21 protein-coding genes and 1 pseudogene are annotated in these 22,763 nt (G+C 60.5%); 16 read left to right on the top strand and 6 right to left on the bottom strand.

Features of this window, described 5'->3' with window-relative positions; translation table 11 throughout:
- From NKJ84_RS13310 to NKJ84_RS13285, 6 genes and pseudogenes are all read right to left on the bottom strand, one after another.
- A pseudogene (locus NKJ84_RS13310) lies at positions 1-503 on the bottom strand (hypothetical protein); the annotation flags it as partial.
- Entirely contained in the window at positions 496-780 is a 285-nt protein-coding gene (locus NKJ84_RS13305; RefSeq protein WP_352506808.1) for a hypothetical protein, read from the bottom strand. The pseudogene NKJ84_RS13310 and the gene NKJ84_RS13305, both read right to left, overlap by 8 nt.
- A gap of 177 nt (positions 781-957) precedes the next feature.
- Positions 958-1,542 (bottom strand): nitrogen fixation protein NifQ, encoded by a 585-nt coding sequence (locus NKJ84_RS13300; protein ID WP_352506811.1) that lies wholly within the window; start codon positions 1,540-1,542, stop codon positions 958-960.
- A 323-nt stretch (positions 1,543-1,865) separates the two neighbouring features.
- A complete protein-coding gene (locus tag NKJ84_RS13295) occupies positions 1,866-2,066 on the bottom strand; it encodes a ferredoxin (RefSeq protein ID WP_352491466.1) in 201 nt (66 codons plus the stop codon).
- Between the two features lie 40 nt (positions 2,067-2,106).
- On the bottom strand, positions 2,107-3,324 hold the full coding sequence (locus tag NKJ84_RS13290) for a cytochrome P450 (protein ID WP_352506807.1): 1,218 nt from the start codon (positions 3,322-3,324) through the stop codon (positions 2,107-2,109).
- An 851-nt stretch (positions 3,325-4,175) separates the two neighbouring features.
- Entirely contained in the window at positions 4,176-5,243 is a 1,068-nt protein-coding gene (locus tag NKJ84_RS13285) for a hemin-degrading factor (RefSeq protein ID WP_352506806.1), read from the bottom strand.
- Between the two features lie 723 nt (positions 5,244-5,966).
- Here NKJ84_RS13285 and NKJ84_RS13280 point away from each other — a divergent pair.
- From NKJ84_RS13280 to NKJ84_RS13205, 16 genes are all read left to right on the top strand, one after another.
- Complete coding sequence (locus NKJ84_RS13280) at positions 5,967-6,287, top strand: HesB/IscA family protein (protein ID WP_352506805.1); 321 nt, start codon at positions 5,967-5,969, stop codon at positions 6,285-6,287.
- Positions 6,288-6,743: 456 nt separating this feature from the next.
- On the top strand, positions 6,744-7,961 hold the full coding sequence (gene nifS / locus NKJ84_RS13275) for a cysteine desulfurase NifS (RefSeq protein WP_352506804.1): 1,218 nt from the start codon (positions 6,744-6,746) through the stop codon (positions 7,959-7,961).
- Positions 7,958-9,166 (top strand): homocitrate synthase, encoded by a 1,209-nt coding sequence (gene nifV / locus NKJ84_RS13270; protein WP_352506803.1) that lies wholly within the window; start codon positions 7,958-7,960, stop codon positions 9,164-9,166. Before nifS ends, nifV begins: the two co-directional genes overlap by 4 nt.
- On the top strand, positions 9,163-9,543 hold the full coding sequence (gene nifW / locus NKJ84_RS13265; RefSeq protein WP_352506802.1) for a nitrogenase stabilizing/protective protein NifW: 381 nt from the start codon (positions 9,163-9,165) through the stop codon (positions 9,541-9,543). Before nifV ends, nifW begins: the two co-directional genes overlap by 4 nt.
- A gap of 188 nt (positions 9,544-9,731) precedes the next feature.
- The gene (locus NKJ84_RS13260) at positions 9,732-10,583 is read left to right on the top strand and encodes an electron transfer flavoprotein subunit beta/FixA family protein (protein WP_352506801.1); all 852 of its coding nucleotides are present in this window, start codon (positions 9,732-9,734) and stop codon (positions 10,581-10,583) included.
- Between the two features lie 18 nt (positions 10,584-10,601).
- The gene (locus NKJ84_RS13255; protein WP_352506800.1) at positions 10,602-11,711 is read left to right on the top strand and encodes an electron transfer flavoprotein subunit alpha/FixB family protein; all 1,110 of its coding nucleotides are present in this window, start codon (positions 10,602-10,604) and stop codon (positions 11,709-11,711) included.
- A 9-nt stretch (positions 11,712-11,720) separates the two neighbouring features.
- Positions 11,721-13,028, top strand: coding sequence for an FAD-binding protein (locus tag NKJ84_RS13250; protein ID WP_023678244.1), 1,308 nt, complete (start codon positions 11,721-11,723; stop codon positions 13,026-13,028).
- Between the two features lie 11 nt (positions 13,029-13,039).
- The gene (locus NKJ84_RS13245; protein WP_023678245.1) at positions 13,040-13,339 is read left to right on the top strand and encodes a ferredoxin family protein; all 300 of its coding nucleotides are present in this window, start codon (positions 13,040-13,042) and stop codon (positions 13,337-13,339) included.
- Between the two features lie 181 nt (positions 13,340-13,520).
- Entirely contained in the window at positions 13,521-15,284 is a 1,764-nt protein-coding gene (nifA, locus tag NKJ84_RS13240; protein ID WP_352506799.1) for a nif-specific transcriptional activator NifA, read from the top strand.
- A 238-nt stretch (positions 15,285-15,522) separates the two neighbouring features.
- Entirely contained in the window at positions 15,523-17,001 is a 1,479-nt protein-coding gene (nifB, locus tag NKJ84_RS13235) for a nitrogenase cofactor biosynthesis protein NifB (RefSeq protein ID WP_352506798.1), read from the top strand.
- A gap of 32 nt (positions 17,002-17,033) precedes the next feature.
- Positions 17,034-17,228 (top strand): 4Fe-4S dicluster domain-containing protein, encoded by a 195-nt coding sequence (locus tag NKJ84_RS13230; protein ID WP_023678248.1) that lies wholly within the window; start codon positions 17,034-17,036, stop codon positions 17,226-17,228.
- A gap of 99 nt (positions 17,229-17,327) precedes the next feature.
- Positions 17,328-17,648 carry a nitrogen fixation protein NifZ gene (locus NKJ84_RS13225; RefSeq protein WP_352450751.1) on the top strand — a complete coding sequence of 107 codons (321 nt, stop codon included), beginning with the start codon at positions 17,328-17,330 and terminating at the stop codon, positions 17,646-17,648.
- On the top strand, positions 17,645-17,857 hold the full coding sequence (gene nifT, locus NKJ84_RS13220) for a putative nitrogen fixation protein NifT (RefSeq protein WP_352506796.1): 213 nt from the start codon (positions 17,645-17,647) through the stop codon (positions 17,855-17,857). The genes NKJ84_RS13225 and nifT overlap by 4 nt, the downstream gene beginning before the upstream one ends.
- A 36-nt stretch (positions 17,858-17,893) precedes the next feature.
- Complete coding sequence (locus tag NKJ84_RS13215; protein WP_352506795.1) at positions 17,894-18,799, top strand: SIR2 family NAD-dependent protein deacylase; 906 nt, start codon at positions 17,894-17,896, stop codon at positions 18,797-18,799.
- Positions 18,800-18,872: 73 nt separating this feature from the next.
- Positions 18,873-20,741 (top strand): ABC transporter ATP-binding protein, encoded by a 1,869-nt coding sequence (locus NKJ84_RS13210; protein ID WP_352506794.1) that lies wholly within the window; start codon positions 18,873-18,875, stop codon positions 20,739-20,741.
- The gene (locus NKJ84_RS13205; RefSeq protein WP_352506793.1) at positions 20,741-22,636 is read left to right on the top strand and encodes an ABC transporter ATP-binding protein; all 1,896 of its coding nucleotides are present in this window, start codon (positions 20,741-20,743) and stop codon (positions 22,634-22,636) included. Before NKJ84_RS13210 ends, NKJ84_RS13205 begins: the two co-directional genes overlap by 1 nt.
- The last annotated feature ends 127 nt before the right edge of the window (positions 22,637-22,763 follow it).

The raw sequence follows: 22,763 nt of genomic DNA, 5'->3' as shown, positions 1-22,763 counted from the left end.
TGTCCCAGAATCCAGCCTGGCCTCGCATCCAACGCCTCCGTGCAAATCACCAGGCGAAGTGAATCAAAATGCGGTCTCGATTGCCAGGTTTTTCGAGGTGTCCAATCGGCTATCACCTGTCGTATCGCTGGTTTCGGCGTTGCAGAGTGGTAGTGCTCAAAGTCATTCCGGAGCTTCTGGAGGCCTTTGATGTCGCCAGCAGGCCATGTGAGCTTGAAACCCTTGAAGCGCTCACGGAGTTCCGCAAGGTCAATAGTCTGCTGGCCCTTCGCTGCATATGCTACCTCGCCGTCGTCGTCCAAAATGGGGGCGAACTTCGATGCAAGGATTTCCATGGGGTCGGCGTCGTCTGGCGCAGCATTCAAAAGACACTGTTTTCCAAGAAGTAGCACCCCCGCGTAGAAATTCCGCAGCGCGCTTATCGGCCGAAGTTCGTCGTTGGATTGAAAATCCTGGATACCAAGCCTGATCGAGGCGATGGCGTTCTCGTAGATGTCACTCATCGCCTATGAATCCTTGGTCCGCGTGGACAGCCATTGCGGCCACGTGGTCGAACATCTTCTTCAGATGCTTGCTCATGAGCACTTGTACGGTCTTCGGAGCCTGTCCGCTATCGTAGACGGAGCCTTCGATAGCTTCTCGGAACTGCTTCACGGCGGCGCTGGGTGTGGTTCCCGCGAGATGGGCGTAGTTGCTTGCTGACAGCAGGGCAAGCGCATGAAAGGCGTGCTCAAGAGCCAGCAGCCTCGCCAAGTCATCTTCGCCCCAATTGATGCTCATTGTTCGCTCGCTCCGCCCTGCGCGATCTCTGACCGATTCCCCCTCGCTTCTCAATGTTGACAACGGAATCCTTGGCGCTGTACACCCTTGCGTACACCAATCAGGTGTACGTTTCTTGATTCTGGCGATTTCGGTCAACGCTATTCGCGCTTTAGAATTCAATGACTTAAGGGTGGACTACTCGCAAAGTCCCTCCGGGCCGAAGCAGCTTTCGAAATCATTGCATTCCAAGCAACTGGGCGCGCTGCAGAGCGAAAAACCTTCGGCCTCGCAGAGCTTGCGGTAAAAGTATTTCTTCCATTTCATGTTTTGGGTGTTGCCGGCCGCCAGCGTCGGAAAATGCGAGGCGAGCAGGCGGCCGAGGTCGGTTCGATTAAAAAGGCCAAGGTCCTGCCAGAGGTGGTCATTGCGCATGGCACGCCGGGCGATGATCTTGGCGAAGCGGGCGCTCGCCGGGTCGCCATGTCGGGCATGCGCCAGCAGCAGTCCATGCAGAAGTTCTTCTTCCAGATCCGGCTCGGGCTCGCTCACCTCTTTCAAGGCAAACGCGTTGATAGGAAAAGCAGGGAAACAGCGGACCAGGACATCGCGCAACTCGGCGCGCGAAAGTCCGGTTGCCTCCGTCGCCGTCGCCTCGCCGGCCTCGATCTCCTCGAGCGCACGTGAAAGCACACAGGCAAGCACATGCTGGTCGAACCTCCTCTCCAGCTCGATGTGCGGCCATTGGCCGGTGCTGAGCCGGGCATAATGTTGGGCAAATATGGTGCGTTCTCCTGGTTTCGTCCTATCAAATCATGCAGAGACCCGGCCTGCCGCAACATGGGTCGGGCAGTTCTTCGGTATGGCACTCCGGGTCGCCTCGCGTCGAGTAGTTCGGCAATTCTCGTCTGGTCCATCGGCTCTGACGCAAATTCTGTGATTGGAAGAGGTGTTCGCGAACCCCTGCCCTGCCGTTTGCGCCTCACGGGGAACACTGGCGCCGGAAATGCCCCTGCAGAGTTGGACGTGAACCGTGCGGGACAGAGGTCGCGTGCTGAGTGCGGCCACATGGTTCAAGCCCGCCAGACTCTCGGTTGAATGAGTCCTCAAAGCGCGCAGCGGGTGAGTTCCAGCGCACGTTCAGGACAGGATCGCGCGCCCCGCGATGCAGGCAGTTCCTCCCCTTCCGCAACTTCAATGTCACCAGGCAGGATGTAGCCCTCGTCATCAAGCTTGAAGATGTCCGGCGCTTGCGCCGCGCATCGCGCGTGACCCTGGCATTTGGCCTTTTGGACGATGATGCGCATGGCGCTGCCTCCATTGTCTGTGCCCCGGGTCGGGGCGGGCCTAAGACCAGTCCAGGATCAAATTTTCGATCCCGAACACATGGCCGCCAGAAGTTATCGGTGCCGTACCCTGCTTGATCCTGAAAGCCGGGATGCGCGCCAACCACTCCTCCAGGCCAATGACAATCTCCCGCCGGGCAAGGTGTGAGCCAAGGCAACGGTGGGGACCATAGCCAAACGCTGCGTGGCGGTTGTCCTCCCGCTCCAAATCGATTGTGTTGGGGCATTCGAATTCCGCCGGGTCACGATTGGCAATCATCGTGGCGCAGGAAACATAGTCCCCCTTCCGGATCGGCGCGCCTTCGAAGTCGATATCTTTCGTAGCCACGCGGATCAACTGAATGGGCGGATAGGCCCGCAGCAATTCTTCGGTTGCGAGCGGGATGCGGTCCGGTTCGCTCCGCAGCAATTGCTGATCTTTGAGGTTGCGCGCGAGGTACGCCAAGTCAAAGCCTATAGCTGCTGCGACCGTGTCGAGCCCAGCGACGAAGACAAGCACGCCGATGCCGCGGACTTGGGTGTCCGTCAGCCGGCGGCCCTCGACCTGTGCCTGCACGATAAAGGTCATGAAATCGTCAACCGCCTCCTGGCGGCGCATGGCTGCAAGTTCGTCGATGAATGCCACGATCGTCTGGGCAGCCACAGGTCGTTCCTTATCGTCGCCGTGGAGCAGATCTTTCCCCCAGCCGACGAATGTATCGAGTCGGTCATCGGGCAACCCCAGAAAGCGAAGAAAGGTGCTCACCGCGAAAGGAAAGGCAAAATCCTTCATCACGTCGCAGCTTGTGCCCGACGCGGCGATCCTTTCGATCAGCTCGACCGCCCGTTCGCGGACAGCCGGTTCCAAAGCCAACACCCGCTTTGGCGAAAGCAGCGGATTGAGCAGTGAGCGAAAGACGCCATGGGCCGGTGGATCGAGCTCAAGCGGGATCGTCGGCCAGTTTTCACCCAGTATGGAGGAGAAGATGCTGCGATGGCTGGAAAAAGTCTCTGCGTCCTGCAGCACCTTCCGCTGGTCCGCGGCACGGGTGATGACCCAGGTACCCCGGCCATCTTGCGTGTTGTAGCGGGAGTAAAAGATCGGAGGCCCGTCATGTACGCAAGCGACAGCTGCGTGTGGATCCCCGTTGGGTGTTGGTGGCATCCCTGGCGATGTAAACAGGCTGAAGTCCCTCACCATTTCGGGCGGGACATGATCTGGAACGGGGTTGGTCGCCATTTTGTTTTCTCTACATTGGCGTTCATGGCTCGATTGAGATTGCACCGCTGTTCATAAAGTCGATTTCCAGCATGGGCACGTCTCTTGTCGGGCGCCTTCTAGATTCTGTCGCCTGATACAGCCCACCTGCACCAGCGCGGATGAGATCGGTTGCGAAGTCGATCAGAAGGGGCATCTCCGCCGCGCTGCGGTCATGAAGCAAAGCCGCCGCTTATCCCCGTTAGGGTTGAGAGGCTGGTCAATCACCTCTGAGCTCCGTGACGCACTGCTGATGCCCTGCTGATCAAATTGTCGAAGCAAGTCGCGTGCCGGATAGGCGTACCCATGGCGCTGCACCAAGCAATGCCAGCCTGCACTAGGCCCGCCGCTGATGATCACCTGTCCATCATTCTTAGGACAACGTCCGACAACCGACATCCGTGGTCGGTTTTGTCGAGTCCGCGACATCGGGCTGTTCGGCTTGGCTGCTGCTGCACAGCCTTCCGGTCGACGAGCGAGGAGATCGCTCGCACGGCCCGGATTGAGCAACGACGCGATCCAGCGCAAGGTTCGGGTGCGGTCCGACAAGACCCGGCCGCGCTTCCGCTCGGTTCGGCGCTGATGGCATATGCGTTGTTGTAGCCGCTGCAAGATTTCCGGTCAGACGAGCGATGCACTCGTGCGCAGCGATCCGGCCGGCGACGAGCCTGACTGTATCGATGCGGTCAATTCCGGCGTGCACACCTGACCGTGCGTATGCGCTAACACGGCAAGCTCTATCGCACATGGACCTATATTTCCTCGCGAGCCGCTGTCGGAACGTGGTGCCGAGTCCTATGGCGGCCGGTTCAATCCGAGGGCCTGTCGGCACTCTACACATCCCGGTCGGTCGGACCGGGAACGCGTGGCAGACTCTCGGCCAGAAACCGCCAGTCGCTGCGCTCGCGTTCGCCTTCCTTGCGCGTGCCGAAGAACTGGACGATCATCTTGCCGTCGGCGCCATAGGCTTCAACGGACGTGACGTGACTGTCCCTCGTCGGCTTGCGCACGGCCCAGACCTCGCGGATGTGATGAGTCCTAAGATGGAGATGGAAGTTCTCGTCGAGCACATTGATCCGCGGCCCGATCTGCTTGACCGACTTGATCGGGCCGGAATGGATCTGGATGCAACCACGATTGCCGACAAAGCACATAATCGGCATCTCGTCTTCGGCCGCCTGTTGGAACAGGGCGCCAACGGCATCATTGTCGAGCAGCCAGGCGTAATCCTCGTCGGCCATACGCATCGCCTGGCAGCGGCTGAGCTTCAGGGTCTTCAACATATGGTAGAACTGATGCACGTCGCTCAGCCGGCTCCAGTGCTCGCGTAGGTCGTCGACCGTGGCGGCTTGGTCTGGACTCACTGCATTATCGAGCGCCCCGCTCGCCTCGACCGATATGATCGGCTCCTGGTCGGAGGATACAAGCTCTGCCGCCAGATTCTGATAGGCGTGCAGGTTCGAGGCGGGCCTGAGATGTACTTTGTGCATCGCCTCGCCGGTGGCATCAAAGAATTGCAGGCTGCGGCGGATCTCGGCTCCCTCGCGCTTCTCGACGGCGAAGCCATACGCCCACGCTTTCGGGAAGATGCGCAGGTCGATCTCGTCGCCGAGCACCATGGCATGCGGGTTGCCGGTGACCACTTTGTCGTAGACGCCGATCTTTTGGTGCACGGCACTTTGGTTGCGGGTGACCGCCATCACCTCGCCGACCGCTTCGAGGCCGGTCAGCAGATCATCGACGCGCGGCTCGATGCGCACCGCTCCGTGACCACAATGCGCCGCGACCAATTCGGCTTCCGAAATGCCCAATCGAGCGGCGAGATCATGCTCCCGGATTTTCGGATTGTCTTCGCACGCCCGCCGGATTTCGTCCGGCGACGGTTTCTCGCGCTGGTCCATGTCTTACCCCTGCTTCCACCTACGTGTGAGGATCAGCTGCCCTGCCGGTGAATCTTCAGCCGATCGGGCGCGCCGTAATGCTCGACCCTGATCTGCTGCTGGCCCGTGAACAAAGTGTCGCTGGACAGCGTGCGCACGTCGTCGCACCCGCGCGAAAACCGGGGGTGCTATCGGAGCGGCGAGACCCGAGTGACACGAGCAGGCACATGCCGATGGAATCTCATCGAGCCGGTCGGTGGCCACCGGGCGGTGGTGAGCGATTGTGGGTGTTGTCGCAATCGGCCAATCGGTCATTCGGATGCCACGGGCGGCGCTGCTTCGCCAAACAAAGCGTGTCTGACCCAGTCCTGACATGTTGCTCCCTTGCTTCGCCGCATCGATCGCGAGGGCACCCACGACACGATTGTGGATCGGCAGTCTCTTGCCACCTCGCCAGTGGAGCTTCAAAAACCGTGCCAATTGCGCCGAAGCAAGCTCAGAAGGAGTCTTCTGTAATGGTCATTGGTTTAATGTGAGTTCAGCCAACAACTCAGGCCCAACATCCCGCGTGGCGGACCCGACAAACCCGACAGTACGTGTCGGTTGGCCGACACCTTCGCAGCAATGACTCACAAGAATCACCGCAGGGTCAGAGATGCCGCGCTGTGTTGAAACGGTTTTCGCTTTGGCACGGTGCATGCAGCGTGATGCGCAAGCAGGTCCCGGACTGAGGAGAATGGAGCCATGATTACGCTCACCGACAACGCTGTTGCCGCCATCAAGACTGCTCTTTCCCGCGCCCAAGAGCCGGCGGAAGGCTTTCGCATCATGGTCCAGGCCGGCGGCTGCGCCGGCTTCAAATACTTAATGGGCCTGGAGAGCGTGTCGCGCGAGGGCGACGCGATCACCGAGACAGATGGGATCAAGCTGTTCGTGGACGCGGGCTCCCAACCGCATGTTGCCGGCATGACCGTCGACTTCCTCACCGGGCTCGAATCTTCCGGCTTTGTCTTCGATAACCCCAACGCGCGCGAGAAGTGCGGCTGCGGCAAGTCCTTCAGTTGATCGCCCGAAGCGCCTGTGCGGGTCCATGAAGCGATTGCCGCCGACGCACTCATTTGCGGCAGAGGAGGCTTATATGGCCGGCACAACAGATGTCCCTGTCCTCAAGAACAAGGCAAGGTCGAAGCCGATCTTGGGACCGGCAATCGCTTCAGGTAGGATGCAAAGAACGTCGCCTCCCGAAACAGTTCGGTTCCTGGTGGCACCCAAGCTGGCGGCCAAATCGCGCCGCTGCGCCAAATTCGGCTTATCGATAACGTTGTCGTGTTCGGGCGTCCTTACCTGCGGGCTGACGGCGGCCACTGCGGACTTGGCCATGTCGACGCCGATCCGGTCTACTCAAACTCTCGGGCGTCCGCGCCGGCTGCCAGTTCGGGCCCATCATCATCAACGGCATACGCCAGAGGCTCAATGAGGCGGTCGCGCGCTCGCGTCATTCCGGTCAACTGAGGATCGCACATGAAACCTGTCTACCTCGACAACAACGCAACCACACGGGTCGATCCTGAGGTCGTCCAAGCGATGTTGCCGTTCTTTAGGGATCAATTCGGCAACCCTTCGTCGACGCACGCTCTTGGCGCCTCAGTCAGTGCGGCGGTGAGAAAGGCGCGGAGGCAGTTGCAAGCTCTGATCGGCGCGGAGTTCGACGATGAGATCACCTTCACCTCGGGTGGGACAGAAAGCGACAATGCAGCGCTTCTTTCGGCGCTCGAGGCGGCGCCCAACCGAACCGAGATCGTGACGTCCGCGGTCGAGCATCCCGCCGTGCTGACGCTCTGCGCGCATCTTGAGAAGACCCGCCGCGTCAAGGTGCACAGGATCCCGGTGGATTGCCGTGGCCGGCTCGACCTCGACGCCTATATGGCCGCCCTCACCGCACAGGTGGCAATCGTCTCGATAATGTGGGCGAACAATGAGACTGGTGTGATCTTCCCCGTGGCCAGGCTTGCCGAGTTGGCCAAGGAAGTGGGCGCCCTTTTCCATACCGATGCTGTGCAGGCGGTCGGCAAGCTTCCGATGAACCTGAAGTCGGCCGCAATCGACATGCTGTCGCTCTCCGGCCACAAGCTGCACGGGCCGAAAGGGATCGGCGCGCTTTTCGTAAAACGTGGCGTCAATTTCCACTCGCTGATCAAGGGGGGCCACCAAGAACACAACCGGCGTGCTGGCACCGAGAATACGCCCGGCATAGTCGGGCTCGGCATGGCGGCCGAACTCGCCTTGAAATTCATGGACGACGAGACCACACGGGTAAAGTCGCTCCGCGACCGTTTAGAGGACGGGATTCTCCAGCGCATCCCAAGCACCTGTGTCACTGGTGATCCCCTGGAACGGTTGCCCAACACCGCAAACATCTCCTTCGAACATGTCGAAAGTGATGGAATTCCACTTCTCCTCAGCCGCGTGGGCATCGCGTGTTCCTCCGGCTCCGCCTGCACCTCCGGCTCGCTGGAACCGAGCCATGTCCTGAGCGCGATGAAAACGCCACACGCGGCAGTCCGCTTCTCCTTGGCGCGGGACAACGGCGAAGCGGACGTCGACCGGGTGCTCGAGGTCATGCCGGCAATCGTGGAGAAGCTGCGTGGCTTTCCCAGTTCTGGGCCGGGTAAGCGAAGCTCCGAAGACGTTCAATCCGGTCTGTGCCTGAGCGGCAGCAGAACAGGCTACCGTTCATGACCCGTCATGTCTTTCTCAACGATACGACCTTGCGCGATGGCGAGCAGGCGCCCGGCGTCGCCTTTACCACGACGGAAAAGCTGGAGATCGCCGAGTCTCTTGCGGCGGCCGGCGTCACAGAGATCGAGATCGGCACGCCGGTCATGGGCGCCGACGAGATCGAAACAATTCGCGCCGCGGTCGCGCGGCGTCTCCCGGTTCGGCTCATGGCCTGGTGCCGGATGACGTCGTTGGATCTCGATGCAGCGATCGAGAGCGGCGTCCACGCCGTCAATCTATCGCTGCCTGCGTCGGACATACAACTTGCCGCCAAGCTCGGCCTCGATAAGGCGGGAGCGCTCCAAGTCATCGAGCATATGGTCAGGCGCGCAGCCGCCGCCGGCTTCTTCGTCGCGGTGGGCTGCGAGGATGCCTCGCGGGCCAATCGGGATCATCTCGCCCGCGTCATCGAGACGGCTGCACGCGCCGGCGCAAGCCGCGTCAGGCTAGCCGACACAGTCGGCGTTCTCGACCCGTTTTCGACCTTCGAACTTGTCGCCCAGCTCGTGGCGCAGTCTCCAATCGACCTTGAAGTTCATGCGCACAACGATCTCGGACTTGCTGCCGCCAACACGCTGGCCGCGATCCGCGCAGGCGCGCGCCATGCCTCCGTCACCGTCCTGGGGCTCGGCGAGCGTGCGGGCAATGCCGCGCTGGAAGAGGTGGCCGCCGCGATGGCGGTCCTCGACGGCGCGGATACCGGCATCGAGCTGACCGCATTGCCCGACCTCGCCGCCCAGGTGGCTTGGGCCGCCCGCCGGCAGACCGCGGCCATTAAGCCGGTCGTCGGCGCCGATGTTTTCACCCACGAATCCGGCATTCACGTCGCAGGGCTGCTGAAGGACTCGCGTACTTATCAAGGGCTCGATCCGGCTCTCGTGGGCCGCTGCCGGCGTATCGTTATCGGCAAGCATTCCGGCGCCACTGCGATTGCCCATGTGCTGAGCGAAAGCGGTCGCGATCTCGACCCGGATCTGGCAGCCGCGATGGTGGCCCGCGTCCGGCGCGAGGCGGCCGAGACCAAATCGACCGTCACTGCAACTCAACTGGTCGAGCTCTACGATGGAATGTGCAGCGAGGCATCCCTCGCGGAGCTGTGCGGGTCCAGGTCAGCCGTGCGCGAGCGCACCGACACCACAGTTTTCCGACCAGGGAGAATGCAATGAATTGTTCCGCTGACAGCCGCCCCATCAATGTCACCGACATCCTAGCACGACTGAAGCGCCTGTCGGCTGCGGAGGAGTTCTTCGCAGTCCTTGGCGTCTCCTATGATCCGAAGGTGCTGAATGTCTCGCGGCTCCATATCATGAAGCGCGTGGGCCAATACCTTGCCGAAGAAGATTTCTCCGGTCTGCCCGACCAGGTGATTGCCGCGCGGGTGCGCGCGACGCTCGAACGCGCTTACGAGGACTTCGCGGTTTCCTCGCCGCTCACCCATCGGGTCTTCAAGGTGCTCAAAGACCACGATCCGAACAAACCTGCCACGCCGGGCCGCACCTTTGTCCCGTTCGACTCCGTACTGAAGCGGTTCGGACAGGAATGACCGCGACACGGGTTGCGACGCGACAATGTCGAGAAGCCGACAAATCCGGTCATCACCACGGCGCCCTCAGAAGCAACCAAGCTAAGTTCTAGGAATAGGGGGCAGCGCAAAACAGTTGGCACGAATGATGCGCACCAAAGAGATAACCGCCAAGCCCGCATCCGGACAGGAGCCTAGAGAAACCGCCAATGCACATCGTAATCTGCATCAAGCAGGTGCCGGACTCGGCACAGATAAGGGTCCATCCGGTGACGAACACGATCATGCGCCAGGGTGTTCCGACCATCATCAACCCTTACGACCTGTTCGCCCTCGAAGAAGCCCTCAGACTGCGCGACGCCTATGGTGGCGAAGTCACCGTGCTCACTATGGGTCCGCCCATGGCAGAGGACGCGCTGCGCAAGGCGCTCGGTTACGGCGCCGACCGAGCGGTGCTCTTGACCGACCGCTATTTTGCCGGCTCCGACACGCTGGCGACCTCGTTCGCCCTTTCCCAGGCAATCGCGAAGGTTGGCGAGACGTTCGGCACGCCAGACCTCGTCTTCACCGGCAAGCAGACGATCGATGGCGACACCGCCCAGGTCGGGCCCGGCATCGCCAAGCGCCTCGGACTCCTGCAACTGACCTATGTCGCGAAGATCGCCTCTATTGACCTTGCTGCACGCGAGATCAGGGTCGAGCGCCGCTCCGAAGGCGGCACACAGATGCTGAAGAGCAGGCTCCCTTGCCTCATCACCATGCTGGAAGGCACAAACGAAATCCGCCGGGGCTCGATCCAGGACGCCCTGTGCGCCGCGCGCAGCCAGGTCTTGAAATGGAGTGCGGCCGACGCCGGCATTGAGGATCTCACCAAATGCGGCCTGCGCGGTTCACCGACGGTGGTCAAGCGCGTTTTCGCGCCTCCTGCGCGAGCGGAAAAGGCGACAAAAATCGACACCGCCGAGATGGCCTTGCGCGATGTCGCTGACGAACTCATCACGGCAATCTTCACCCGCCAGCCGGCATTGGAACATGAGCTCGCCTTCAACGGCGGCGCGTGAGAGGGCAAGGAGCAGACGATGTCGACCGCGAACCGAGAAACCCCTCGCCCTGCCGCCGGCCGTGCCGGCATAAAGAAGGAGCTGCCCGCGCATTTCAAGGACTACCGGCACATTTGGGTTTTCATCGAGCTCGAACGCGGTCAGGTCCATCCCGTATCATTCGAACTGCTCGGCGAAGGCCGCAAGTTAGCAGACAAGCTTCAGGTCCAGCTTGCAGGCGTCGTGCTTGGACCGCCGGGAGAGGCCATCGGGAACGCCGTTGCCGAAGCGTTCGCTTATGGCGCCGACCTTGTCTACATCGTCGAGGCGCCGTTGCTCGCCGACTATCGGAACGAGCCATTCACCAAGGCGATGACGGATCTGGTCAATACCCACAAACCCGAGATCCTTCTTCTCGGCGCCACCACACTCGGCAGGGATCTTGCCGGTTCCGTGGCGACGACCTTGCAGACAGGGCTCACGGCCGACTGCACCGAACTTGATGTGGATACCGACGGTTCGCTCGCCGCCACCCGTCCGACTTTCGGCGGTTCCTTGCTGTGCACGATCTATACGCTCAATTTCCGCCCCCAGATGGCGACAGTGCGACCGAGGGTCATGCCCATGCCACCGCGGGCGGATAAACCGGTCGGGCGTGTCATCCGGCACAAGCTCTCGGTAGCCGAGGACGAGATCGTTACCAAAGTCCTGGGCTTCCTGCCGGATAGTCAGTCGGCAAAGGCAAATCTTGCCTATGCCGACGTCGTGGTTGCGGGAGGCCTGGGTCTAGGCGCGGCGGAGAACCTGCAGCTGGTGAAGAATCTCGCGCGGGCAATTGGTGCCGAGCATGGCTGTTCGCGCCCGTTGGTCCAGAAGAGCTGGATGCCGGCTGATCGGCAGATCGGCCAAACTGGCAAGACCATCCGGCCGAAGCTTTACATAGCGGCTGGGATTTCCGGCGCCGTCCAGCATCGGGTTGGCGTGGAGGGGGCGGATCTCATCGTGGCCATCAACACCGACCCGAACGCGCCGATTTTCGATTTCGCTCACCTCGGGATCGTCACCGACGCGATCCGCTTCCTGCCCGCACTGACGGAAGCCTTCACCCGGCGGCTGTCGCCCCACAGTCGCGATAAGCTTGCGAGCTAAGGGATGGACATGATTGAGGAACAATTCGACGCCATTGTTATTGGGGCCGGCATGTCCGGAAACGCAGCTGCTTACACCATGGCCAGCCACGGCCTGAAGGTGCTGCAGTTGGAGCGGGGTGAATATCCGGGCTCCAAGAATGTCCAGGGTGCCATCATGTACGCGAACATGCTGGAGAAGATCATCCCGGATTTCCGGGACGATGCGCCTCTCGAGCGGCATTTGGTTGAACAGCGGCTTTGGGTGATGGACGACACATCCCATACCGGGATTCACTATCGGTCGGACGACTTCAATGAGGCGAAGCCCAACCGCTACACGATCATCCGTGCCCAGTTCGATAAATGGTTTTCGCGTAAGGTGCGCGAGGCCGGCGCGACGGTTCTGTGCGAGACGACCGTGACGGAACTCATCCGTGACGCCAAGGACAGGGTGATCGGCGTCCGCACAGACCGGGCCGGCGGAGCCATCTACGCGGACGTGGTCGTCCTCGCAGAAGGTGTATGCGGACTCCTTGGCACGCGGGCCGGCCTGCGCGAGATGCCGAAGCCGCAAACCGTGGCGCTCGCCGTCAAGGAAATGCATTTCCTGCCCGAAGAGGTCATTGAGCAGCGGTTCGGCCTCAAAGGCGATGAAGGCTGCGTGATCGAGGCGGTGGGCACGACCTCCCGCAGCATGGCCGGGCTCGGCTTCCTCTACACCAACAAGGAGTCGATCTCACTGGGCATTGGCTGCCTCGTCTCCGATTTCGCCGCGATGGTCGAGAGCCCTTACGTCCTCCTCGACGCCTTAAAAACCCATCCTTCGATCCGGCCGCTGATCGCCGGCTCGGAAGTGAAAGAATATTCCGCGCATCTCATTCCCGAAGGCGGCTACAAGGCTATTCCGCAGCTCTTTGGCGACGGCTGGGTCGTGGTCGGCGATGCCGCGCAACTGAACAACGCCATTCACCGCGAGGGTTCGAACCTCGCCATGACCTCCGGCCGCATCGCGGCTGAGGCAATCATCGAGGTCAAGAGCCGCAACGGTCCTATGACCAAACGGAATCTCGCCCTTTACAAAGCCATGCTGGACAAGTCCTTCGTGGTCAAGGACCTAAGGAAATACAAAGACATGCCGGCCTTGCTCCACACCAATTCCTGCAATTACTTCACGGCTTATCCGCGGTTGATGTCGCAAGCCGCGCAGAACTTCATGCGTGTCGACGGCACGCCGAAGATCGAGAAGGAAAAGGCGACCACGGCGGCCTTCATCAAGGCGCGCTCGCGCTGGGGGCTGGTCAGCGACGCGGTTCGCCTTGCATTGGCGTGGCGCTGAGGGGAGACGAAATGACGATCGCAGTGACGAAGTCACGTGTCGAGGACAAGCTTTACCAGAACCGCTACTTGGTGGATTCCGGCCGTCCGCATATCAAAGTGCGGCCGCACGAGAGGCCAAGCGCGAACTTGCTCGCGCTGACCCACGTCTGCCCGGCGAAATGTTATGAGTTGAACGACAAAGGTCAAGTGGAGATCACTGCCGACGGCTGCATGGAGTGCGGCACCTGCCGGATTTTGTGTGAGACCAGTGGCGAGATCGAGTGGAACTATCCACGCGGCGGCTTCGGAGTCCTCTTCAAATTCGGATGAGGACGCACGCACCGTATCAAGAGGGTCAATCTTGGTACACCTGAGGTCGCGACCAACGCCAAGTCTATCTTTGCTTGAATTGCCGCGCCACGAAGAGAAGCTCGTGAATACTGTGCTTTCAGAATTCAGACTCAGACACAAAAGGAGGAGCACTCTGGACGACAACCGCTGAGGTGTTTCCATGGCTCACGTACCGCAAGATCGGGTCGACGAGGTAGCACCTCGGGATACCCGCCCTGAACCGCCCATCAAAAGCATGCCCCAAGCAGATATCGCGCTCAGGGGACTCTACGAGATATCGAAGGTGCTGACCGCCCCCAGCGTGCTGGAGATTACGCTCGCCAATGTCGTGAACATCCTGCCTTCGTTTCTGCAGATGCGTCACGGAGCAATCGTCGTCCTGGACGCTGAAGGAGAGCCGGAGATAGCCGCAACTGCCGGCAATACCCACGCACCTCAATCAGGCACTCGCCGCGTCATACCACAGGCCATAACAGATCAAATCGTCGCTACGGGGACGCCACTCTTCATACCGGACGTCCGCAAGTCCCAACTATTTCAGGCTGACCTTCAAACATCTTCGAGCAGCGGCACCATCCCAATTGCCTTTATCGGTATCCCGCTAAAGGCTGATCATAAAATCCTTGGGACATTGTCGATCGACCGCGCCGGAGACGGCGCCACCGACTTTCGCGACGACGAGGACACATACTTCCTGACGATGGTCGCCAACCTTGTCGGCCGGACGATTCGTCTCCATCGCATCCTGAGTACAGATCGTCAGCGGTCTGTCCATGAGCAATGGAGACCGGAGAAATCGCCCAACGAGGGGAGGACCAACGACCCTGCCCGGCATGCGGATGTCAAAATCGACGGGATCATCGGGGAAAGCCCCGCACTCAAGCAGGTGCTCGAAACCGTCTCGGTCGTAGCAGGGACCAATTCCACCGTGCTACTGCGGGGTGAAAGCGGCACCGGCAAGGAATTCTTTGCGCAAGCCATCCATAAGCTCTCACGTCGGAGGAAGAAGTCTTTCGTCAAATTGAACTGCGCCGCACTGTCTGAAAGCGTTCTGGAGTCAGAACTGTTTGGGCATGAAAAGGGCGCTTTCACGGGTGCTATCTCCCAGCGCGCCGGTCGTTTTGAATTGGCAAATGAGGGAACGCTGCTACTTGATGAAATCGGCGAGATTTCGCCGGCCTTTCAAGCCAAGCTGTTGCGTGTCTTGCAGGAAGGCGAGTTGGAGCGAGTCGGCGGCACCAAAACGCTACAGGTCGACGTGCGCCTCATATGCGCCACCAACAAGGACCTCGAGACGGCCGTCATAAAAGGGGAGTTCAGGGCCGACCTTTATTACCGCATCAATGTGGTGCCAATTATCCTGCCTCCGCTCAGAGAGCGACCCGGCGATATTCCACGCCTTGCGAACGCCTTCCTCAATCGATTCAACAAGGAGAACGATCGCGCACTCGCCTTCGCGCCGTCGGCGCTTGACCTGATCTCGCAATGCTACTTCCCTGGTAACGTCCGCGAGCTGGAGAACTGCGTCCAAAGGACGGCAACACTTGCGCGTTCAAGGACGATCACGCCATCCGATTTCGCCTGTAAGAAGAGCCAGTGCCTTTCCTGGCTCCTCTGGAAGCGAGCCGACCGCTCGAATGGCGGCAATACCATCGACGATCTCGCACGGGTCAACGCAGTGCCGGTCGGATTGCGGCTGCCGGCCAGTCGCATCGGTGCCTCCGCAGGCAACGTATCTCCCCTTGCGGCCGGCGATCCAAACGATCCCGCTTGTCCCCCGCGTCTGACGGAACGCGACCGGCTGATCGACGCGATGGACAAGGCCGGTTGGGTTCAGGCCAGGGCGGCTCGTATCCTCGGCCTCACGCCGCGGCAAATCGGCTACGCGCTGCGCCGATATGGCATCGAGGTGAAGAAATTCTAGACGCCGTGATGACGTCAAACGTAAGCCCGGAGTAGTCTCCCTCACACCCTTCGCGCCCAAGGCTGGTAGCCTTCGCGACCCGATTTGCTTGTCCACTGTCGGAAGCCCGACAAAGGTGTGTCGGAGCAATCCGACGGAATCCGACACGAAAGCCAATTCGTGAACCAAAACCGCTCTTTGAGCTGGCATAGCTCTTGCGGTTTGAACTGCGACATTCACCCAGCAACGGAGCCGTTCGATGTCCGCACCGGCAATTTCGCTTGAGAGCCTCAGCACGACATTCGGTGACCAGTTGCTTGCCACCGTGAAAGCCGGTGGCTGCGCGTCTTCGTCCTGCGGCTCGTCGATAAAGCCGGACGACACGGATCCGGCTATCTGGGAGAAGATCAAGGATCACCCCTGCTTTTCAGAAGAGGCGCATCACTATTTCGCGCGCATGCACGTCGCGGTCGCGCCCGGCTGCAATATCCAGTGCAACTACTGCAATCGCAAATATGACTGCGCCAACGAAAGCCGGCCTGGGGTGGTCTCCGAAAAGCTGACGCCCGACCAGGCGCTACGCAAGGTGATCGCGGTCGCCAACGAGGTGCCGCAGCTTTCCGTGCTCGGCATCGCCGGACCTGGCGATGCCTGTTACGACTGGAAGAAGACGAAGGCAACGTTCGAACGAGTCGCCAGGGAAATCCCAGACATCAAGTTTTGCATCTCCACAAATGGGCTCGCGCTGCCGGACCATGTCGATGAGCTTGCCGACATGAATGTCGATCACGTGACGATCACCATCAACATGGTCGACCCTGAGGTCGGTGCAAAGATCTATCCTTGGATCTTTTACGACCATCGCCGCTACGTCGGCATCGAAGCCGCCCGGATCCTGCACGAGCGGCAGATGTTGGGTCTGGAGATGCTGACCGCGCGCGGCATCCTCACCAAAATCAATTCGGTGATGATCCCCGGCGTGAACGATGAGCATCTGATCGAGGTGAATAGATGGGTCAAGGAGCGAGGCGCGTTCCTGCACAACCTCATGCCGCTGATTTCGGACCCGGCGCACGGCACGCACTACGGACTGAGCGGGCAACGCGGCCCAAACGCAATGGAGATGAAGGCTCTTCAGGATCGTGTCGAAGGCGGCGCCCAGTTGATGCGCCACTGCCGGCAGTGCCGGGCAGATGCCGTCGGCCTGCTCGGTGAGGATCGTGGCCAGGAATTCACACTCGACCGGATTCCCGGCGAGGTCACCTACGATGCCAGCAATCGCAAGGCCTATCGGGAGTTGGTCGTGGAGGAGCGCCGTGATCACGTGGCGGCTAGGAGAGAAGCGATCGGATTGGTCAAGGCAGCGAGCCCCGGCAAGTCCCTTCTCTTCGCGGTGGCGACCAAGGGCGGCAGCCGCGTCAATGAACATTTCGGCCATGCGAAGGAATTCCAGGTTTATCAAGCCTCGCCGAGAGGGATCAGTTTTGTCGGGCATCGGAAGGTGGAGCAGTATTGCCTCGGCGGCTGGGGCGGAGAAGCCGCCCTCGATGGCGTCATCGCAGCGCTTGAAGGCATAGATATCGTGCTGTGCGCCAAGATCGGAAACTGCCCGCAGGATCAGCTCGCCGACGCTGGAATCCAAGCCACCGACGCATATGCCCACGACTATATCGAGACCGCAATCAGCGCGATTTGCGCGGCCGCGTCTGGGACCCCCGCACTCGCGGCGACGGCCTGAGCGCGTCTCATCCATTCGGACCAGGAGTTAAAATGGCTTTCAAGATCATCGCATCCCAATGCACCCAATGCGGCGCCTGCGAATTCGAGTGTCCCTCCGGCGCGATCAAGTTCAAAGGCGAGAGCTATGTGATCGAGCCGCAAAAGTGCACCGAATGCGAGGGGGTCTTCGATGCGCAGCAATGTGCCTCGGTATGCCCGGTGCCGAAGACCTGCGTTCCTGCGTGACGGACATTGGGCCGCCGACATGGTCGGGGATGCCTTCGCAGGACGCCTGGAACGCCTTTGTTCACAATCTGCAGCCTCAAGAGAAATCAGGGAACGGACATGTCGCTCGGACGCGAAGAGGAGGTCGAAATCCGCAGGCCGCCACGATTCATGCCGGGAGAGCGGGTACGTGCCACTCGCCACATAAAAAATGACGGCACCTATCCTGGCAGGGAGATCGGCGAAAATCTCGTGCGGAAGGGCGACGAGGGATATGTGCGCGACATTGGCACCTTTCTCCAGCAGTTCTTCATCTATGCGGTCGAATGGATCGACCGTGGCACAGTCGTCGGCATGCGAGCGCGTGAACTGATGAGCCTCGACAAAGCCGAGGTGCCCTGCAGTGCTGATAGCAATACCAATGAAGGGACGGCCAGATGAAAGTCATGATCCGCAGGACCGATGCTGGCTTGTCGGCGTATGTCCCGAAGAAGGACCTCGAAGAGCCGATCATCAAGCTCGAGAAGGAAGAGTTGTGGGGCGGAACTGTGACGCTCAGGAACGGGTGGCGGCTCCTCCTACCCGATCTTCCACGGGATACGCGTCTGCCGATCACCGTCGAGGCAAGGAAGATTTCCGAAGAGGACTGATGCTGCCCCTTGATAGGTGCGTCGCGAGGAACGAGCATGAACACGATCCTGACATCGGGCCACCTCGTCATCGTGCGGGACAGTTTTGCCGAAAAGCTGCATGACCTGGCGAAGGAAGCGCTCGCCGCCGATGAGGTGATCCCCTATCTCGGTCCGGGTCTTCTTGGGTTCAACTATGCGGAACCGCCTGTGCCGCATACGCCCGAGGTCGTTGCCGCGGCACTCAATGCACGGGCGCCAGCCCCTTCCAGGATCCGCACCAATATGTGGTCGGTTGCGCAGTTCATCGAACAGCGCCGGCATCGCCGGACGCTTCAAGCTTGGATGACCGACATATTCGCAGCGCCGGTGGCGCCTACCCTCCTTCACGCCTGGCTCGCAAGGCTGCCGCTCTCCCTCATCGTCGACAGCTGGTACGACGGCGCGATGCGCACGGCTCTCGTAGAGACCGGCCGAACGGACGTCGTTGAGATACAAGGCGTCACGCGCGCGAACGAAATCGGTAACATTTGGACGAAAACCTACGATTTGTCCGGGAGGGAACTCGACCCCCGATCGGGGGCAAAGACGGTTCTCTATACACCTCACGGGAGTATTAGGCCGGCGCAAAACTTTCTCGTCGCAGATTCGGACTATGTCGAAGTCCTGACCGAAATCGATATCCAGACACCGATCCCAGACGTGGTGAAGGAACGGCGCATCACCCGTGGATTTTTCTTCGTTGGCTGCCGCTTCAACGATCAGATGCTGCGCACCTACGCCAGGCAGATCATGAAGCGCTCCCGAGGTCCACATTGCGCGGTAATGGACGCGGAAACGCTGACCAGAAACGAAGCGCGTTTCCTTGCGGCAAGCGGAATCACGGTGATCGACATGCCAGTAAGTGAAGCCGCGGCTCGGCTTATAGGAACGCGCACTGCTGCAGGTGGTGGACAGGATTAACAATGGCGCGCCCCTTTGATGATTGGTCCTTCGGCTTGCCTCGAAGGCGCAAAATGCAGTCGGGAATACACCCGTGAGCAGTGATGCTATCGGCAGCGCAACGAACGCTCTGAATTCGTTGACCCATGTGGAAGCGGCGCGCTGGGGCCGGGATTTGAGTACGCTGTTGCGCATCACGCGTATGAATTTGCGGCATCCCTGGCAGGTCGCCTTCGCCATGGGCTCGACGATCATGGCGGCAATCCTCCAGTTGCTCATTCCCCAGCTTCTCGGCCGGGCTGTCGACCAGACCCAGACAGCCATCGGGGGCGGTGTCGCGGGGACCGCGGCAGGACAAGCGCTCTGGACCCCGGCTCTCCTGCTGCTCGCCGTCAGCGCGCTACGCGGCCTTTTCACGATGGCGCAGAACTATTTTGCCGAAGCCGTCGGGCATCATGTCGCGTACGAACTGCGGCTCGCCTACTACGACAAGATCCAGCGTCTCAGCTTTTCCTTTCACGACCGGGTCCATTCAGGCGATCTGATCACCATCGGAATGCTCGATCTCCAAGGCGTGCGGATGTATTTTTCCACCGCGCTCGTTCGCGTGCTCCTGCTCACCATGCTGATCGGGATCGGCGCCTACATGATGATCTCGACCGATCCCATGCTCGGCCTGGTCGCGCTGAGCTTCGTGCCTTTTGTCGCCTGGCGCTCATCGGCCACACAGCTTAGGCTGCGCGCCACCTGGCTCGACCTGCATGAGCGGCTTTCAGTACTAAGCCGCGTGATGGAGGAAAATCTCGCAGGCATCCGCGTGGTCCGCGCTTTTGCGGCTCAAGCCTATGAGATGCTGAAGTTCGACGGCGCTTCCAAGAACGCGCTCGACCTCGCCCACGACCGAGTTGACATCTACGTGCCCAGCACGTCGGCGATGACCTTGTCCTTCTTTTTCGCAATGGGATTGGTGCTCTGGATCGGTGGCAGCAAGCTCGTCGCTGGCGAGATAAGCGTCGGAACGGTGGCGACCTTCCTGACCTTCATGACAATCCTGCAAATGCCAGTCCGCCAGATCGGCCTCATGGTCAATGCCTTTGCCCGCGCTTCTAGCTGCGGTTCGCGGCTTTTCGGTCTCCTCGACCAGGAGATCACAATCAGGGATGCTCTCGAGGCCAGACCGCTCGAGATAAGCGACGGCACTCTGCGCTTCCACAATGTCTCGTTTGCGTACCCCAGCGCCGAAAACCGCGCCATTCTGAAGAACGTCAGCTTTGAGGCCCGTAGAGGCGAGACGATCGCGATCGTCGGTCCGCCGGGTTCGGGCAAATCGACGATAGCTCATCTGGTCCCCCGCTTTTATGACGTGACCGGTGGCGCCATCACGCTGGACGGCCAGGACATACGCAATGTCACCCTCGCGACGCTTCGCAAGGCGGTCGCCGTCGTACAGCAGGATGCATTCCTATTCACCACCACGATCGAGAACAACATCGCTTATGGCGATCCCTGGGCGAAGAGACAGCGAATCGAACGCGCTGGCGAATTCGCCCAGCTCCACAACTACATCCTCGGGCTCCCAGCGGGCTACGAGACGGTCGTGGGCGAACGCGGCGTCTCTCTCTCTGGCGGCCAGCGCCAGCGTCTCACGATCGCTCGCACCATGATGCTGCGCCCCTCCGTCGTCGTTTTCGACGACTCAACGGCCGCGATCGATGCCGGCACCGAGCAGCGCATCCGCGCGGCGATGCGTCGCTTCGCCAAGGATCGGGTGACGATCATCATCGCGCACCGGCTGAGTGCGCTTGTGCATGCCGATCAGATCCTTTTTGTCGATAACGGCGAAATCGTAGAACGCGGCACGCATCAAGAGCTTTTGGCGAAGCGGGGACGCTACAGGGCCCTTTACGATCTCCAGACGCGCCCGGGTGATGACAATATGACCCAGTGTGGGGGCGCCCGCTGATGGCGCAGGGCCGCGCCGGCGAAGTCGAAGCCGAACGTGACGACGGTAGACGCCCTCCGCGCGCGGTTGTCGGCTCGCACCGCATCGAGGAGGAGATGTTCGGCCGGGCTTTCGACAAGAGCATCCTCCGGCGCATCTGGGCTTTCGTCCGTCCCTATCGGGCCAGGGTAGTCATCACGATTGCAGCAATGCTGATCTTCACCGGGACGCAGCTTCTCATCCCGTTGATCATCCGCTACGCGCTCGACCAGGGCATGAACCCGGCAAGGACCGATCGCTCAGCCCAGCTCGCGGCCGTCGGCGCGTTCGTTTTGGCGATTTTGGTCAATTTCGCTGCCGGCTACATGCAGGAAACCGTGGTTGGGAAAGTGGCCGAAACTGTCCTGTTCGATATCCGCCGCGCCATGTTTGGCCATCTGCAGAAGGTTTCGCTCTCCTTCATGGACAAGACCGAGGTCGGACGCCTCATGTCGCGCCTGCAAGGCGACGTCAACTCCATACAGGAATTCCTCGAAACCTCGGTATATTCCGTAGGCGATGTTGCGCTTCTCTTCGGCATCGTTTTCGTAATGCTGTGGCTCGACTTCCGCCTCGGCCTCTTGACGCTCTCGGTTCTGCCGGTCCTGGTGATCGTCCGCATTGTCTGGCTGCCGCGTGCCCGCGACGCCTTCATGGCCGCACACGAGACTAATTCCGTCGTCAACGGCGCGCTGGCCGAAGCCATTCACGGCGTGCGCACCGTCCAGTCAATGGACCGCCAGCAGGTGAATTTCATCCTTTTTGACGACAAGGCCCATGCCAACCTCAGGACCCACCTGATCGCTGCCAAATATGCACTGGTCATGGTGCCTATCGTCGATGGCCTCACCGGCCTCGCCATGGCCGCCGTTATTGTGGTCGGCGGCTCGATGGTCATGAATGGCCGCATAGATGTGGGCGTATTGGTTGCCTACCTATTTTACATCCAGCGCTTCTTTGACCCGATCCGCTCACTCACCCTGCAATATTCGGTCATGCAGCGCGCCATGGCCTCAGGCAAGCGCCTGACCGATGTGCTCGACGTCAAGATCGATGTTCAGGACAAACCCAATGCCGAGGTGCTTTCGCCCGAAATGGACGGCTCGGTCGAGTTCAGGGAGGTCACCTTCGGCTACAATCCGAACCGTTCGGTGCTGAAAAATGTCTCCTTCCGGGTCAATCCCGGCGAGACGGTCGCACTGGTCGGGCCGAGCGGTTCTGGCAAATCGAGCGCGATGGCCCTGGTCCACCGCTTCTATGATGTTCAGCAGGGCCAAGTGCTGGTCGGCGGACATGATGTGCGCGATCTCACCCAGGAATCGCTCGGCCGCCAGGTCGCCATGGTGCTGCAGGAGCCGTTCCTGTTCACCGGGACGGTCTTCGAGAACATTCGATACCACAAGACGGAAGCCACGCGCGACAAGGTGATCGAGGCCGCCAAGGCGGTCGGCGCCCACGACTTCATAATGAGCCTCGCCGACGGGTATGCGACCCAACTTGGCGAACGCGGCGACAACTTATCTCTCGGCCAGCGCCAGCTTATCAGTTTCGCCCGCGCCCTCGTCGCCGACGCCAAGATCCTCGTGCTCGACGAAGCTACCGCCAACATCGACAGCTACACGGAAATGCAGATTCAGAAGGCTCTGATAAAGCTGCTTGAAGGGCGCACTGGCCTCGTCATCGCCCACCGTCTTGCCACGATCCGGGGTGCCGACCGCATCATCGTGCTTCAGAATGGCCAAGTTATTGCGACTGGCAACCACGATCAGCTAATAGCCATGGGGGGCCTGTATTCCAAACTCTACAATCTCAACTACGCCTCCTTTGACGATATTCCAGAACACGATACGACCGTACAAGCCGGCTCCCAGACCTGACGTCTTGGCGGCCTTGTGGTACTGACATTGACTTCGGGCGTGCCGGCGGACACTCAGGCCGCCGCAGACGAGGAAGCAGGCAGCATTCATGCAAAGCACTCGCGCGGATCGTGAAGACCGGCTGCGA

Source organism: Mesorhizobium sp. M0048, assembly GCF_040323405.1.
Classification (GTDB): domain Bacteria; phylum Pseudomonadota; class Alphaproteobacteria; order Rhizobiales; family Rhizobiaceae; genus Mesorhizobium.
The sequence above is the reverse complement of the archived record's forward strand: the minus strand, read 5'-3'. Positions and strand labels throughout refer to the sequence as shown.

What these genes read in the sequence shown, in the direction of transcription:
- nifB (WP_352506798.1), top strand. Translation starts at nt 15,523, where the DNA reads ATGTCCGCACCGGCAATTTCGCTTGAGAGCCTCAGCACGACATTCGGT.
- nifV (WP_352506803.1), top strand. Translation starts at nt 7,958, where the DNA reads ATGACCCGTCATGTCTTTCTCAACGATACGACCTTGCGCGATGGCGAG.
- nifS (WP_352506804.1), top strand. Translation starts at nt 6,744, where the DNA reads ATGAAACCTGTCTACCTCGACAACAACGCAACCACACGGGTCGATCCT.
- NKJ84_RS13260 (WP_352506801.1), top strand. Translation starts at nt 9,732, where the DNA reads ATGCACATCGTAATCTGCATCAAGCAGGTGCCGGACTCGGCACAGATA.
- NKJ84_RS13245 (WP_023678245.1), top strand. Translation starts at nt 13,040, where the DNA reads ATGACGATCGCAGTGACGAAGTCACGTGTCGAGGACAAGCTTTACCAG.
- NKJ84_RS13230 (WP_023678248.1), top strand. Translation starts at nt 17,034, where the DNA reads ATGGCTTTCAAGATCATCGCATCCCAATGCACCCAATGCGGCGCCTGC.
- nifA (WP_352506799.1), top strand. Translation starts at nt 13,521, where the DNA reads ATGGCTCACGTACCGCAAGATCGGGTCGACGAGGTAGCACCTCGGGAT.
- nifT (WP_352506796.1), top strand. Translation starts at nt 17,645, where the DNA reads ATGAAAGTCATGATCCGCAGGACCGATGCTGGCTTGTCGGCGTATGTC.
- NKJ84_RS13290 (WP_352506807.1), bottom strand. Translation starts at nt 3,324, where the DNA reads ATGGCGACCAACCCCGTTCCAGATCATGTCCCGCCCGAAATGGTGAGG.
- NKJ84_RS13215 (WP_352506795.1), top strand. Translation starts at nt 17,894, where the DNA reads ATGAACACGATCCTGACATCGGGCCACCTCGTCATCGTGCGGGACAGT.
- NKJ84_RS13285 (WP_352506806.1), bottom strand. Translation starts at nt 5,243, where the DNA reads ATGGACCAGCGCGAGAAACCGTCGCCGGACGAAATCCGGCGGGCGTGC.
- NKJ84_RS13250 (WP_023678244.1), top strand. Translation starts at nt 11,721, where the DNA reads ATGATTGAGGAACAATTCGACGCCATTGTTATTGGGGCCGGCATGTCC.
- nifW (WP_352506802.1), top strand. Translation starts at nt 9,163, where the DNA reads ATGAATTGTTCCGCTGACAGCCGCCCCATCAATGTCACCGACATCCTA.
- NKJ84_RS13305 (WP_352506808.1), bottom strand. Translation starts at nt 780, where the DNA reads ATGAGCATCAATTGGGGCGAAGATGACTTGGCGAGGCTGCTGGCTCTT.
- NKJ84_RS13280 (WP_352506805.1), top strand. Translation starts at nt 5,967, where the DNA reads ATGATTACGCTCACCGACAACGCTGTTGCCGCCATCAAGACTGCTCTT.
- NKJ84_RS13295 (WP_352491466.1), bottom strand. Translation starts at nt 2,066, where the DNA reads ATGCGCATCATCGTCCAAAAGGCCAAATGCCAGGGTCACGCGCGATGC.
- NKJ84_RS13255 (WP_352506800.1), top strand. Translation starts at nt 10,602, where the DNA reads ATGTCGACCGCGAACCGAGAAACCCCTCGCCCTGCCGCCGGCCGTGCC.
- NKJ84_RS13225 (WP_352450751.1), top strand. Translation starts at nt 17,328, where the DNA reads ATGTCGCTCGGACGCGAAGAGGAGGTCGAAATCCGCAGGCCGCCACGA.
- NKJ84_RS13205 (WP_352506793.1), top strand. Translation starts at nt 20,741, where the DNA reads ATGGCGCAGGGCCGCGCCGGCGAAGTCGAAGCCGAACGTGACGACGGT.